This window comes from Isoptericola chiayiensis, from assembly GCF_013149805.1.
In the GTDB taxonomy this organism is placed as follows: domain Bacteria; phylum Actinomycetota; class Actinomycetes; order Actinomycetales; family Cellulomonadaceae; genus Isoptericola; species Isoptericola chiayiensis.
The window spans coordinates 504,977-517,778 of record NZ_JABEZT010000002.1 but is presented as its reverse complement, the minus strand read 5'-3'; the positions used below and the strand labels follow the sequence as shown (position 1 = coordinate 517,778).

Annotated in this window: 14 protein-coding genes; 8 read left to right on the top strand and 6 right to left on the bottom strand. The window is 72.4% G+C overall.

Annotated features, from left to right (window positions below; translation table 11 throughout):
* Positions 1-23: 23 nt before the first annotated feature.
* Positions 24-1,130, bottom strand: coding sequence for a polyprenyl synthetase family protein (locus tag HDG68_RS05470; protein ID WP_172150014.1), 1,107 nt, complete (start codon positions 1,128-1,130; stop codon positions 24-26).
* A gap of 61 nt (positions 1,131-1,191) precedes the next feature.
* Complete coding sequence (locus HDG68_RS05465; RefSeq protein WP_172150012.1) at positions 1,192-1,728, bottom strand: hypothetical protein; 537 nt, start codon at positions 1,726-1,728, stop codon at positions 1,192-1,194.
* A 98-nt stretch (positions 1,729-1,826) separates the two neighbouring features.
* On the opposite strand from HDG68_RS05465, the gene HDG68_RS05460 reads away from it, so the two are divergent.
* The 3 genes from HDG68_RS05460 (at position 1,827) to HDG68_RS05450 (ending at position 5,260) form a co-directional block, all read left to right on the top strand.
* A complete protein-coding gene (locus HDG68_RS05460) occupies positions 1,827-2,975 on the top strand; it encodes a DUF4192 domain-containing protein (protein WP_172150010.1) in 1,149 nt (382 codons plus the stop codon).
* Positions 2,976-3,057: 82 nt separating this feature from the next.
* Positions 3,058-3,417, top strand: a complete 360-nt coding sequence (locus tag HDG68_RS05455) for a universal stress protein (protein WP_172150008.1) — start codon at positions 3,058-3,060, stop codon at positions 3,415-3,417.
* Positions 3,418-3,664: 247 nt separating this feature from the next.
* Entirely contained in the window at positions 3,665-5,260 is a 1,596-nt protein-coding gene (locus HDG68_RS05450) for an RNA polymerase sigma factor (protein ID WP_343037441.1), read from the top strand.
* A gap of 102 nt (positions 5,261-5,362) precedes the next feature.
* On the opposite strand, the gene HDG68_RS05445 is transcribed toward HDG68_RS05450, so the two are convergent.
* Positions 5,363-5,545: a DUF7455 domain-containing protein gene (locus HDG68_RS05445; RefSeq protein WP_172150364.1), complete on the bottom strand. Its 183-nt coding sequence runs from the start codon at positions 5,543-5,545 to the stop codon at positions 5,363-5,365.
* 173 nt (positions 5,546-5,718) lie between these two features.
* On the opposite strand from HDG68_RS05445, the gene HDG68_RS05440 reads away from it, so the two are divergent.
* A complete protein-coding gene (locus tag HDG68_RS05440) occupies positions 5,719-7,845 on the top strand; it encodes a DNA gyrase subunit B (protein ID WP_172150004.1) in 2,127 nt (708 codons plus the stop codon).
* A 187-nt stretch (positions 7,846-8,032) separates the two neighbouring features.
* Here HDG68_RS05440 and HDG68_RS05435 read toward each other — a convergent pair whose 3' ends face one another.
* Positions 8,033-8,542: an LURP-one-related/scramblase family protein gene (locus HDG68_RS05435; protein ID WP_172150002.1), complete on the bottom strand. Its 510-nt coding sequence runs from the start codon at positions 8,540-8,542 to the stop codon at positions 8,033-8,035.
* A 155-nt stretch (positions 8,543-8,697) separates the two neighbouring features.
* On the opposite strand from HDG68_RS05435, the gene HDG68_RS05430 reads away from it, so the two are divergent.
* Both HDG68_RS05430 and HDG68_RS05425 read left to right on the top strand, forming a co-directional pair.
* Positions 8,698-9,153: a DUF4430 domain-containing protein gene (locus HDG68_RS05430; protein WP_172150000.1), complete on the top strand. Its 456-nt coding sequence runs from the start codon at positions 8,698-8,700 to the stop codon at positions 9,151-9,153.
* The gene (locus tag HDG68_RS05425; protein WP_172149998.1) at positions 9,150-9,761 is read left to right on the top strand and encodes a DUF6580 family putative transport protein; all 612 of its coding nucleotides are present in this window, start codon (positions 9,150-9,152) and stop codon (positions 9,759-9,761) included. Before HDG68_RS05430 ends, HDG68_RS05425 begins: the two co-directional genes overlap by 4 nt.
* 21 nt (positions 9,762-9,782) lie before the next feature.
* Here HDG68_RS05425 and HDG68_RS05420 read toward each other — a convergent pair whose 3' ends face one another.
* Positions 9,783-10,406, bottom strand: coding sequence for a dihydrofolate reductase family protein (locus tag HDG68_RS05420; RefSeq protein ID WP_172149996.1), 624 nt, complete (start codon positions 10,404-10,406; stop codon positions 9,783-9,785).
* Between the two features lie 102 nt (positions 10,407-10,508).
* On the opposite strand from HDG68_RS05420, the gene HDG68_RS05415 reads away from it, so the two are divergent.
* On the top strand, positions 10,509-11,165 hold the full coding sequence (locus HDG68_RS05415) for a DsbA family oxidoreductase (protein WP_216648001.1): 657 nt from the start codon (positions 10,509-10,511) through the stop codon (positions 11,163-11,165).
* A complete protein-coding gene (locus HDG68_RS05410) occupies positions 11,158-11,310 on the top strand; it encodes a hypothetical protein (RefSeq protein ID WP_172149994.1) in 153 nt (50 codons plus the stop codon). The genes HDG68_RS05415 and HDG68_RS05410 overlap by 8 nt, the downstream gene beginning before the upstream one ends.
* An 18-nt stretch (positions 11,311-11,328) precedes the next feature.
* Here HDG68_RS05410 and HDG68_RS05405 read toward each other — a convergent pair whose 3' ends face one another.
* On the bottom strand, positions 11,329-12,786 hold the full coding sequence (locus tag HDG68_RS05405) for an ATP-binding protein (RefSeq protein WP_172149992.1): 1,458 nt from the start codon (positions 12,784-12,786) through the stop codon (positions 11,329-11,331).
* Positions 12,787-12,802: the final 16 nt, after the last annotated feature.

Genomic DNA, 12,802 nt, shown 5'->3' with positions numbered 1-12,802 from the left:
CTCGGACCGCCGGGTCGTGCGCCTCAGGCGACCCGTTCGACCGCGACGCGCGCCAGGTCGGTCAGCACGTCGGCGCCGGGCCGGGCGAGACCGGCGCCGTCCAGCGTCGTCAGCGCCGTGGCGGCCAGCTCGTCGATGAGCTTCTCGACGCCGTCGACGGCGCCCGAGGCGACGATCACGGCGCGAAGCGCTGCGACGTCGGCCTCCGAGAGGTCCTCGTGGCCGAGCCGGTCGGCGACGAGCCGACGCCCGGCGTCGTCCGTCCCGGCCAGGGTGCGGGCCACCAGGACGGTGTGCTTGCCCTCGCGCAGGTCGTCGCCGGCGGGCTTCCCCGTTACCGTCGGGTCGCCGAAGACGCCGAGCAGGTCGTCGCGGAGCTGGAAGGCCTCGCCGAGGGGCAGCCCGGCGTCGCTCATCGTGGCCACCGCGGCGTCGTCGGCACCGGCGAGGACCGCGCCGAGGGTGAGGGGCCGCTCCACGGAGTAGCGCGCGGACTTGGCGCGCAGCACCGTGCGGGCGCGCTCCTCGTCGGTGGCGGGGTTCGTGCCCCAGGGCTCGGCCTGCACGAGCACGTCCAGGTACTGGCCGACGACGACCTCGCTCGTCATCGCGGTGAACACGTCGCGGGCGCGGCGGGCGACGGCGGTCTCCAGGACGTCCAGGGCGGCCACGACCTCGCGCTGGCTGGCCACCAGGCTGAGATCGCCCAGCAGGATGGCGGCCGCGGTGCCGAACCGTTCGGGGTCGCCCGCCCAGCCCTCGGCGCGGTGCCGCGCCTCGAAGACGCGGTGAGCCGTGGGCCGACCGCGCCGGGTGTCCGAGGCGTCCATGACGTCGTCGTGCAGCAGCGCGGCGGCCTGGAACAGCTCGAGGGCCGCGCCCACGCGCACGACGGCGTCCCGCTGCGGCCCGTCCGGCGACCCTCCGTGGGCGCGGAAGGACCAGTAGCAGAAGGCGGCCCGCAGTCGCTTGCCGCCGTCGAGGAGGGTCTCGAGGTGCTCGGTCAGGGCGTGGGATCCGGGTCCCGTGGCGGCCGCCTCGGCGCTCAGGTCGTCCAGGTGCCGGCGCAGCACCGCGTCGACGTCGTCGCGGAGGTTCTCGAGATCGACCAGGGCGGCGGCGGAGGGCATGGTGCCACCCTAGGGTGTCGGGGCCGGTTCCGGGTCGTTCCGGCCGGAGCGGCGTCCGGGCCTACGCGTCCTGGCGCACCATGCCGGACAACGAGACCAGCCGCCGCTCGCCGTCGTCGTGGACCCCGATGAGCACCGACTCGGTGCCGCCCTGGTCGCCCGAGCGCAGGAACGCGGTGCGGGCGCTCAGGCCCGCCGCGTCGACGTCGTCCGACTCCTCGAACCCTGCCTCCTGCAGCCGGTCCGCGTACCGGCGCATCACCTTGCGGGTGCCCAGCGTCGTCGACAGGCTCAGGGAGACCTCCCACCGACCGTCCTCGGTCCGTGTCGCCGAGCTGGCCAGCACCGTGGCCTTCTTCGGCGCGCCGAGCAGCTCCGCGGGGAAGCCGGGAGCGTACTGCGCGACCGCCGACGACGGGTCGAACGTGGGCATCGCCGAGGCCACCTCCTCGCTGGCCGACGGCGTCGGTCCCGCGCTGCTCGCGTCCTGCGGACCCGCGGCGGGCAGCACGCCGCAGCCCGAGACCAGCAGCGCCGCGACGACCGGTGCGGCCAGGCGGCACCGGCGGGCGGGGGAGCGCGGACGGGTCGGAGGCACGGGGACACCGTAGACCTCGGCCGCCCCCAGGCGAGGCACGTCCCCAGCCCGCGGCGTCCCACCGGCACGACGCCGTCCCCGCACGGTGTGCTCGGACCATGACCACAGCACTGGACCCCGCACCCCGGCCCCTCGTCCTGCGCAGCCCGCACGACCTCCTGGCCGCCATCCCCTACCGGTTGGGCTTCCGGCCCGCCGAGTGCGTCGTCGTCGCCTGCACGACGGCGGACGGTCACCTCGGGCTCGTCGCCCGTGTCGCGCTGGACGACCTCGCCCGGCCCGACGTCGCCGACGGCCTGGAGCCGCTGGTGCGCGCCGTCGTCGACCAGCGTCCCCGCGCGCTGACCGCCGTGCTCTACACGGCCCGCGACGAGGCGTCCGCCCGCGCCCTGCTGGGCACGGCGATCGCCGCCGTCGACGTCGGCGTGGACGTCGACCGCTGGATCGTCACCGACGGCGGCTACCGCGGCCTCGACTGCGACGACCCGGCGTGCTGTCCCGAGCAGGGGCACCCGCCGGCCGCGCTGGAGACCAGCGAGATCGCCGTCGCACATGTCCTGGCCGGCCGTCAGGTCGCCCCGTCGCGCGAGGTCGCCTACCGGATCGTCCCCGCACCCGCCGACCGGCGTGCTCTGGCCGGCCGCGCCGCGCGCCGCAGCCACGACTCCGCCGCGGACTGCCCCGACGAGGGCGCACGGCGCGCCTGGCGCACCGCCGCGCTCGACGCGTGGCGCGAGGCGACCCGGTGCGTGCCCGGGCCCGCCGAGCGTGACCGCGACGGCGACGCGGCCGAGGACCAGCTGCTCGGTGCCGCGCTCCTGGGCCGCGTCGCCGCAGGACTGGCCGACCGTCGCGTGCGCGACGCCGTCCTGCTGACCCTCGTCCCCGGCGGCGACGGCGGCGCCCAGGACACCGTGACCGCCGCTGACCCCGCCGCGGTCGACCGGGCCACCGCCGAGATCCTCGCGCGCGTCGTCGACCCCGCCGACGCCGTCAGGCCCGACCCCGGCGAGGCCGAACGCGCCCAGGCCGTCCTCGAGCTGGTCGTCTCCCACACCCCGCGGCGCTGGCACGCCCCCGCCGCCACCCTGCTGGCGTTCCTCGCCTGGTGGCGGGGCGACGGCGCGCGGGCCTCCTACCGGGTGGACGAGGCGCTCGCGGCCGACCCCGACCACCGGCTGGCCCACCTCGTGGCGTCGGTCGTGGCCGCGGGCCTGCCGCCCGGCTGGGTCCGGGCGGAGGGCTGACCCGCGCGCCGCTCCGACCGGTGGGCAATGCTGCCCCATGTGCGAGCGGTGCTCGGGCCGCGGCGTCCGGTAGCGTGCCACCATGGCGATCGTCGTGGGACACCTGGGGACCCCGGAGGGCACCGAAGCGCTCGTCGCGGCCATGACGGAGGCGCGACGGCGCGAGGCCGAGCTGGTGGTGGTCGCTGCGAAGGGCGACCCGGGCGGCGCGGAGCTGGACACGTTGCGCACCCGGCTCGCCGATGCCGGCGTCGAGCACCGCATCGTGACCGGGTCCGGCGACCTCGCCGACGACCTCGTGCGCCACGCCGCCGAGTCCACCCCGGGACTGATCGTCATCGGGCTGCGACGGCGCAGCCCCGTGGGCAAGCTCATCCTCGGGTCCGGGGCGCAGCGCATCCTGCTGGAGGCGCCCTGCCCGGTGCTGGCCGTCAAGCCCTGACGTTCTCGCCGGCGGTGTCGCCGGCGGTGCGGCACGCGCGGAATAGCGGCGTGCGAGGCGGCGTTGAACCCTCAGATTCACCCGTCCGAGACCGTCGACGGTGGCGCACGACACGGCGCCGAGGCCGTCGTGCGACCCCGGGTCCTGGTCTCGCCAGTACAATAGAGGTATCCGCTCGAGCCGCGAGGTCCCCGTCCCCGGCCATGACAGCGGTCCACCGTCCCCTCGAATGCCGAAAGGTCGGTTTGTGGCGTCCACTGCGCAGAACCCCCCGTTGCCCCGAGAGTTCGACCATGCAGCCCTCAAGGAGCTGCTCGCTCGCGGCGCCGCGGACGGTCGCGTCGACGCGGAAAGCTTCCGTGCCGCCTGCGAGTCCGCGTCCGTGGGCGACCCCAAGCGGCTGAAGGCGGTGCTGCGCGCCTTCGCCACCGCCGGCGTCGACGTCGGCGCGCCGGTCGCGACCAAGGTCGCCGCCGCGACGAGCACCTCGACCAAGACGCAGGCGCGCGCCAAGGCCCCGTCCGCGAAGACCGCCGCCACGCGCACGACGTCGACGACGTCCGCGCCGGGCGACGCCGAGGACGACTCCACCGAGTCCGCGTCCACCACGGCGAAGAAGGCACCGGCCAAGAAGCCGGCCGCCAAGGCCTCGCCGGCCAAGAAGACCGCCGCGAAGAAGACCACCGCGGCCAAGACGACGCGCAAGGCCGCGGCGAAGGCGCACAAGCCCGCCCCGGAGCCGGACGGCGTGCCGGTCGAGGACGACGAGGAGTCCGAGGAGTCCGGCGGCAAGCACGTCGCGACGGTCCGTGGCCCGCGCAGCAAGAAGGAGGAGGAGGGCGGCGGCTTCGTCGTCTCCGACACCGACGACGAGGACCAGCCCGCGCAGCAGGTCGTGACGGCCGGCGCCACCGCCGACCCCGTCAAGGACTACCTCAAGCAGATCGGCAAGGTCGCGCTGCTGAACGCCGAGCAGGAGGTCGAGCTCGCCAAGCGCATCGAGGCCGGCCTGTTCGCCGAGGAGCGCCTGGCCCAGGACTACGCCGACTTCGACCGCACCAAGGCCACGGCCGAGGAGCGCAAGATGTGGCGCGACCTGAAGTGGATCGCGCACGACGGCAAGCGGGCCAAGAACCACCTGCTCGAGGCCAACCTGCGTCTCGTGGTCTCGTTGGCCAAGCGCTACACGGGTCGCGGCATGCTGTTCCTGGACCTGATCCAGGAGGGCAACCTCGGTCTGATCCGCGCGGTCGAGAAGTTCGACTACACCAAGGGCTACAAGTTCTCCACGTACGCCACCTGGTGGATCCGGCAGGCGATCACCCGCGCCATGGCCGACCAGGCCCGCACCATCCGCATCCCGGTGCACATGGTCGAGGTCATCAACAAGCTCGCGCGCGTCCAGCGCCAGATGCTTCAGGACCTGGGCCGCGAGCCCACGCCGGAGGAGCTGGCCAAGGAGCTCGACATGACCCCGGAGAAGGTCGTCGAGGTCCAGAAGTACGGCCGCGAGCCCATCTCGCTGCACACGCCCCTCGGTGAGGACGGCGACAGCGAGTTCGGTGACCTCATCGAGGACTCCGAGGCCGTGGTGCCGTCGGACGCCGTGTCGTTCACGCTGCTGCAGGAGCAGCTGCACCAGGTGCTCGACACGCTCTCCGAGCGCGAGGCCGGCGTGGTGTCCATGCGGTTCGGCCTGCAGGACGGCCAGCCCAAGACGCTCGACGAGATCGGCAAGGTCTACGGGGTCACGCGTGAGCGGATCCGCCAGATCGAGTCCAAGACGATGTCGAAGCTGCGCCACCCGTCGCGCTCGCAGGTGCTGCGCGACTACCTGGACTGACCACGACCGGCACCCCGCCCGGCAGACCACGACGAAGGCCCCGCACCGAACGGTGCGGGGCCTTCGTCGTGGTCTCGGGCCGTCCCTGCAGGACGGCGGGGGTCAGCCGGCGCCGTGCTCGGCGTGCAGACGATCGGTCTCGTCCTGGATGTGCGTCGCCACGGACTGGTAGGCGTCCGCGTGGGCGCGTGCGTGGTGGCCGCAGAAGAGCAGCTCCCCGACGGGCAGCACGACACGCACGTAGGCCTGGGCCCCGCAGCGGTCACAGCGGTCGGCGGCGGTCATCTGGGTCGTGTCTTCGGTCGTAGTGCTCACACCACCATCAAACCATCCCCGTCCTCTTTTCTTCCCTCGAAGAGCCTCGGTTCGCTCCCGGCGATCACGGTTCAGGTCACAGCGTGGTGCCGTCGCGGGGCGCCTGAGCCCGGGTGTCGGCACCCTCGGCTACCCTCGTGCGCGTGACAGCCACGTCCGAGTCCGGGTACACCGCACGCCATCTCTCCGTCCTCGAGGGTCTCGAGGCGGTCCGCAAGCGCCCCGGCATGTACATCGGGTCGACGGACTCCCGCGGCCTGATGCACTGCCTGTGGGAGATCATCGACAACTCCGTCGACGAGGCGCTCGGCGGGTTCGCGACCGCCATCAAGGTGGTGCTGCACGCCGACTCCTCGGTGACGGTCGAGGACGACGGCCGCGGCATCCCCGTCGACGCCGAGCCCAAGACCGGGCTGTCCGGCGTCGAGGTCGTGTTCACCAAGCTGCACGCCGGCGGCAAGTTCGGCGGCGGCTCGTACACCGCCTCGGGCGGTCTGCACGGCGTGGGCGCCTCGGTGGTCAACGCCCTGTCCGCGCGGCTCGACGTCGAGGTCGACCGGGGCGGCAAGACGTACGCCATGCGGTTCCACCGCGGGGAGCCGGGGACGTTCTCCGACCCGGCCACGGGGCCGTCGCCCGAGTCCGTGTTCGAGCCGTTCGTGGACCACTCCGAGCTGGTCGTGGTCGGCAAGGCGCCGAAGCGCCGCACCGGGACGCGGGTGCGCTACTGGGCCGACCGGCAGATCTTCCCGAAGTCGGCGGTGTTCGCCTACGACGAGCTCGTCACCCGCGCCCGGCAGACCACGTTCCTGGTGCCGGGCCTGAAGATCACGGTCCGCGACGAGCGCGGCCTGCCCGGGACGCCGGGGGAGTCCGGCCCGCACGAGGAGGTCTTCCAGCACTCCGGCGGTGCCGTGGACTTCGTGGAGTTTCTCGCCCCGGACACCCCGGTCACCTCGACCTGGCACCTGCGGGGTTCGGGGAAGTTCACCGAGACCGTGCCCGTGCTGGACGCCAAGGGGCACATGACGTCCCAGGAGGTCGAGCGGGACTGCGAGGTGGACGTCGCGCTGCGCTGGGGTGTCGGGTACGAGACCGAGCTGCGCACGTTCGTCAACATCATCGCCACGCCGAAGGGCGGCTCGCACCGCACCGGGTTCGAGCAGGGCCTGCTCAAGACGATCCGCAAGCAGGTCGAGGCGAACGCGCGCCGATTGAAGGTCTCGACGAAGGACTCGGCCGAGCGCATCGAGAAGGACGACGCGACGGCGGGCATGACGGCCGTGGTGACGGTCCGTCTCTCCGAGCCGCAGTTCGAGGGCCAGACCAAGGAGGTCCTCGGGACCGCGCCGGTGCGCGGGATCGTCTCGCGGGTGGTCGAGAAGGAGCTCGGCGCGCTGCTGACTTCCACCAAGCGGGACGACAAGGCGCAGGCCTCGCTGCTGCTGGAGAAGGTCGTCGCCGAGATGCGCGCCCGTGTCACGGCCCGCAAGCAGAAGGAGATCTCCCGGCGCAAGAACGCCCTGGAGTCCTCCTCGCTGCCCGCCAAGCTGGCGGACTGCCGCAGCGACGACGTCGAGCGTTCCGAGCTGTTCATCGTGGAGGGCGACTCGGCGCTCGGCACCGCCAAGCTGGCGCGGTCGTCGGACTTCCAGGCGCTGCTGCCGATCCGCGGCAAGATCCTCAACGTCCAGAAGGCCTCCATCAGCGACATGCTGCGCAACGTCGAGTGCGCGGCGATCATCCAGGTGCTGGGTGCCGGGTCGGGGCGGTCCTTCGACCTCGAGGCCGCGCGGTACGGCAAGGTCGTGCTGATGACGGACGCCGACGTCGACGGCGCGCACATCCGCACGCTGCTGCTGACGCTGTTCTACCGGTACATGCGCCCGCTGCTGACCGAGGGCCGCGTGTTCGCCGCGGTGCCGCCGCTGCACCGCATCGAGGTGCTCGGCTCGGGCCGGCGCAAGGGCGAGTACCTGTACACCTACTCCGAGGCGGAGCTCAACGCGACGCTGAAGAAGCTCGACCGGGCCGGCCGGAAGTACAAGGACGACATCCAGCGGTACAAGGGTCTGGGGGAGATGGACGCCGACCAGCTCGCCGAGACCACGATGGACCCCCGCCACCGCACCCTGCGCCGGGTGACCGTGGAGCACGCCGAGGCCGCCGAGCGCGTCTTCGACCTGCTCATGGGCTCCGACGTCGCGCCGCGCAAGGAGTTCATCGTCGCCGGGGCGAACGCGCTGGACCGCGCCCAGATCGACGCGTAGGAGCCTCCTCCCGGGCCTGGCGTCAGCGCGTGGATCGAGCGGTGGCCAGCCGGTCCCTGGCGCGCGCCTCGGGCAGATAGCACAGCACGCGCGCGATCCCGACCAGCAGCAGGGCCCGTAGAGCATTTCCAGGGTCGTCGAGAGCTGGTCGAGGACGGCGTCGATGCCCTGCGGGTCGGCAGGCCGCTCAGTCGCGCTCGACCCAGCGGTCGATCGCCCACACCACGGCGAGCGCGAGGCCGACGTCGATGCCGTCGGCGACGTCGAGGGTGTACGAGTCGCGGATGGTCACCCACTTCTGAGTGATCTGGACGACGTGCCGACCGCCCGCGCTGACGGAGTAGTTCTTCTCGATGAAGGATCCTTCGAGGCTCCAGGGCTCGCTGCCGGGGACCTCCATGGTCATCTTGTCCTTGATCATCGAGAAGGCCTTGGCCCGCAGGGAGGCGACCTCGGTGCCGTCGGCGGCGGCGATCGTCATCTGCTTGGGGATGCCGAACATCTTGCCGGTGACGGTGTACACGACGTTCCCGGCGGAGTCCTGGACGTCGGCCTTGGGGCGCATGCCGACCTTGCCGTCCACGAACCACGTCTGTTCCTCGGTGTCCGGGTCGAGGACGGCGAAGTCGCGTCCCATGCCGAACTTGCTCTTGAGGATGTAGCGGGACCAGCCGGCGGGGGGCGGGGGGAGCGGCATCGGGACCTCCGGGTCGACGTGCCAGCAACGTAGCGCAGCGCATCTGTCGCGGCACGTGGAGGGCTTCGGGGCCCACGGTCGGAGGCGCCGGTCGAGGGCGTCCGGATGGCGGCACGCGCACCGGCCGACCGGCCGTGCCGGATAGGCTCAGCGATGTGAAGACCCTGATGCGTACGACGTCGACCCGCCTGCTGTCCATGGCCGCCACCGGTGTGCTGTCGGTGGCCCTGCTCGCCGGCTGCACCGGTGAGGACGAGCCGACGCCGGACACGAGCGCGTCCGTCGCCGCGGAGGACAGCGAGGAGTCGGCCGGCACGGACGAGCACGTCGCCGAGAACATCACCGAGTTCTCGTACACGGGCGAGGACGGCGAGACCGCGCTGGACCTGCTGCTCGTGCACGACGACCAGGCCGAGGTCTCCGGCGAGGGCGAGATGGCCTACGTCACCGGCATCAAGGGCCGGACGGCCGAGGACGGCGCCGAGTTCTGGGCGCTGTACGTGGACGGCGAGATGGCGCAGGTCGGCGCCGGTTCGCTCGAGACCGAGGACGGCCAGCAGATTCAGTGGAAGCTCGAGGAGATCGAACCGACCGAGGAGTCCGAGGAGTGAACCCCGCACCCGCCGCACCGACGCAGGACCTGAGCCTGCGCGAGCTGGGCGAGCGCTGGTGGCGGCCCGCCGTCGCCGTGCTGCTCGTCGTGGCGGCGATCGTGTGGCGGGTCGTCAAGGACGACCTCGGCGCCCCGCCGAACCTGGAGCTGTCGACGGCGGCGGCGTTCGCGGCCGCCGGTCTGCTGCGGCATCGCCTGGCGATGCTCGCCCCGCTGGCGGTCGTCGCGCTGAGCGACGTGCTGTTGACGAACTCCGCGATCCTGCTGTTCACGTGGACCGCCTGGGCGGCGATCGGCATCGGCGCCTGGTGGACCCGCCGGGCCACCGGCGGTCGCCGGTTCGTGGCGGCGCTGGGCTTCGGCGTCGGCAGCTCGGTCGTGTTCTACCTCTGGACCAACTTCGGCGTGTGGCTGCAGGGCCGCGGCACCTTCTACCCGGCCGGCCTGGACGGACTCGTGGCCAGCTACGTCGCCGGGCTGCCGTTCCTGCGGCCCATGCTGCTCGGCAACCTGGTGTTCCTGCCGATCGCGGCCGGCATCGTCGCGCTGGTGGAGCGGCTCGAACGGGCTCACGCCGTGGGTGTGGCGCCGAACCTCGCACGGTAGATCGCTCCTGACTCCGGCGGGTCAGGTCGACACCGTCATGTCGCCGGTCTGCGGCGTGCCCTCGGCGAGTCCGTAGCGCAGGTGCACCACGCCGCGGGGGCTGGCCGTCGGCGGATCGAGCAGCGTGAGGTTCGCCGGCACCTCGCCGCCGTCGAAGAGCTTCTTGCCGACGCCGAGCACGATCGGGTGCACCCAGAGGTTGAGGCTGTCGAACAGGCGCTCGTGCAGCAGTGTCTGGACCAGGTCGAGGCTCCCGATGACCTTGACGTCCGCGTGGCGGTCGCGCACCTCGGTGACGGCCTGCCGCAGGTCGCGGCCGAGGTGGACGGACCCGGCCCACGACAGATCGGGTGTGCCGCGGGAGGCGACGTACTTGGGGATGCGGTTGAACAGCGTGGCGATGTCGTCGTCCGGACCGCCTTCCTGGTGCGGCCAGTAGGCGGCGAAGATGTCGTAGGTCCGCCGTCCGAGGAGCAGCGCGTCCGTGCCGTCCAAGGCGTCCCAGATCTGGGCGCCGGTGACGTCGTCGAGCAGAGGAGCCTGCCAACCCCCGAACGGGAACCCGACGGGGTCCTCCTCGGGCCCGCCCGGTGCCTGGCCGACGAGGTCGAGGGTGGTGAACAGCTCGATCTGAATGGAGCCCATGGTCGTCCTCCTGGTGATCGTCCTGGTGGGCGGACCTGGGGCGGTGACCGAACTCATCGGAGCGGGACGGAATGTCTGGACCGCGCAGCAGTTGTACCGACCGTGACTGCTACCGACTCCCGCCTCGAGATCGAGGTCTGGTCCGACGTCCTGTGCCCGTGGTGCTACATCGGTGACGCGCGCCTCGAGCAGGCCATCGCGGCCTCGCCGCAGGCGGACCGCATCGACGTGACAATCCGCACCTTCCAGCTCGACCCGGACTTCCCCGCGGAGCCGACACCCGTCGTCGACTACCTGTCGGCCAAGAAGGGGCTCCCGGTCGACCAGGCCGAGCAGATGGAGGGTCAGGTCGCCGAGCTGGCTCGCGCGGAGGGCCTCGCCTACGCGCCGAACCACCCCGTGCAGAACACGCTCGACATGCTGCGCCTGGTGCACCTGGGCAACTCCCGCGGCGTCGGCTGGCAGTACATGACGGCCATGCAGGCCGCCCTGTTCAGCGGTGACCCCGAGGCGTTCGCCGCCGACACCCTCGTGCGGCTCGGCACCGAGCTCGGCATCCCCGAGACCGAGATCCGCGGCGTGCTCGCGAGCGACCGGTACGCCGACGCCGTCCGCGCCGAGCACGACGAGGCGATCGCCCTGGGCGCTCGCGGCGTGCCGTTCACCGTGCTCGGCCGACGCCTCGGCATCCCCGGCGCCGTGCCCACCGAGGCGTACGGCCAGGCGATCGCCCAGGCGTGGGAGCAGGTCGATGCCTGAGCCCGTCCAGCCGCTGACGTTCCTCGCGGCCGACGACGCCGCGGTGTGCGACCCGGTCACCGGCGTCTGCGCGGCGCCTGACGATGAATCCGAGGTGGGGAACGACGACGGCGCTCGCGGAGAAGGTGCGGCGAGCGCGCGCTGATTCCGCGGATGCGAACCGTCAGACCGGCCAGGCGCCGAGCAGGTCGGCCGCGCCGAAGGTGAGATCGGCGCCGTCGACAGGCTGTCCCTCGGGGCTGACGGCGGCGACGAGGGCGTCGCTGCTGCGCGGCACCGTGCCGATGGCGCTGCGCAGGTGCGTGATCTCGCGGCGGGAGATCACGCCGTCGGGGCGCCACTTGATGGTCCCGAGCACAACGGTGCGCTCGCGGGTCGCTCCGACGAGGTCGACCTCGGTCTGCCCGTCACGGGTCCACCAGGCGCTGACACTCTCGATCCTCTCGAGGCGAGCATCGTCCGGAGCGAGCCGTGCGAAGGACTCGCGCACGACGGGCTCGATGCTGCGTCCTCGCCAGGACGACCAGTCCCGCTCGAAGCGACCGAAGGCGTGGTCGGCCCGTCCGCGAGAGATCAGCTCCAGGCTCCGCTCCACGTAGCGGAACCAGAAGCGCAGATAGGGGTCGGTGACGCGGTACCGCCGTAGCCGTCCCTTCTCCGGCGACCAGGCGGGAACCTCCTTCGTGACGAGCCGCTTGTCGTCGGTCAGGACGCGCAGTGCCCGGGTGGTGCTGGTCTGGTAGCGCGTCACCTCGGAGTCCTCGAGGCCGGCGGGGATGAGGTCGTTGAACCGCGGTGTGGTGGTCTCGTCCGCGCCGATCGCCGCCAGCACCCGCGCAGCGGCGGGGGAGTCGGGGAACTCCGCGTCGAGCGTGAAGCGTGCGGTCGAGACCAACGGGCTGTACAGGTCGGCGAAGGAATCGGCCACGTACCGCGGCACGTTGCCTCCCGACCGTGCGAGGTCGGTGACGAGGCGGGGGTAGCCGCCCGTGACGAGGTAGGCGTCGAAGACCTCGGTCGGTGTGGCGTCGGGGAGCGCCTGGGCGATCTCTGCCGGGTTGAGCGGGTCGACGACGAGCGGGCGGACGCGCCCGAACAGCGCTCGGCCGTACTCGGAGAGCCGGTCCATCATCGCGACGTCGGACCCGACCAGGATGAGCAGCACCGGTAGCTCTTCCAGTGTCTGGTCCCAGAGGTTCTGGAGGGTGCCCTCGAGAGACGGGTCGGCGGCGACGGCCCAGGGGAACTCGTCGAGCACGACGACGGTCGGCCCTTGGCGTGCTGCGGCCTCGACCGCGCGGAACCAGTCGCGCCACGTGCGCAGGGGGAGGCCCCCGACCATCTCGGTGCCGGGTAACGGCCGGGTCGACGATGTGAGCGCCTCGGTCGCTTCGGCGACCTGGGTGCGCGTCGGCGCGCCGAGTGTTCCTGCGGCGAAGACGTACGGCACGGCGGTGCCGCGGACGAAGGTGTCGATCGCCGTGGACTTGCCGACCTGGCGGCGACCTCGGACTGCGACGATGCGTCCTTGCCCATGGGTCTGGACCGCGTCGAGATGCTTGGTCAGCGTGGCGACGATGTCCGAGCGGCCGTAGAACGGAGCCACGGATCGAGCAGTCATAGAAGTATCATACATA

Excerpts from the sequence above, each read along its gene's own strand:
- HDG68_RS05410 (WP_172149994.1), top strand. The coding sequence starts at position 11,158 with ATGCCTGAGCCCGTCCAGCCGCTGACGTTCCTCGCGGCCGACGACGCC.
- HDG68_RS05445 (WP_172150364.1), bottom strand. The coding sequence starts at position 5,545 with ATGACCGCCGCCGACCGCTGTGACCGCTGCGGGGCCCAGGCCTACGTG.
- HDG68_RS05405 (WP_172149992.1), bottom strand. The coding sequence starts at position 12,786 with ATGACTGCTCGATCCGTGGCTCCGTTCTACGGCCGCTCGGACATCGTC.
- HDG68_RS05420 (WP_172149996.1), bottom strand. The coding sequence starts at position 10,406 with ATGGGCTCCATTCAGATCGAGCTGTTCACCACCCTCGACCTCGTCGGC.
- HDG68_RS05455 (WP_172150008.1), top strand. The coding sequence starts at position 3,058 with ATGGCGATCGTCGTGGGACACCTGGGGACCCCGGAGGGCACCGAAGCG.
- HDG68_RS05470 (WP_172150014.1), bottom strand. The coding sequence starts at position 1,130 with ATGCCCTCCGCCGCCGCCCTGGTCGATCTCGAGAACCTCCGCGACGAC.
- HDG68_RS05435 (WP_172150002.1), bottom strand. The coding sequence starts at position 8,542 with ATGCCGCTCCCCCCGCCCCCCGCCGGCTGGTCCCGCTACATCCTCAAG.
- HDG68_RS05460 (WP_172150010.1), top strand. The coding sequence starts at position 1,827 with ATGACCACAGCACTGGACCCCGCACCCCGGCCCCTCGTCCTGCGCAGC.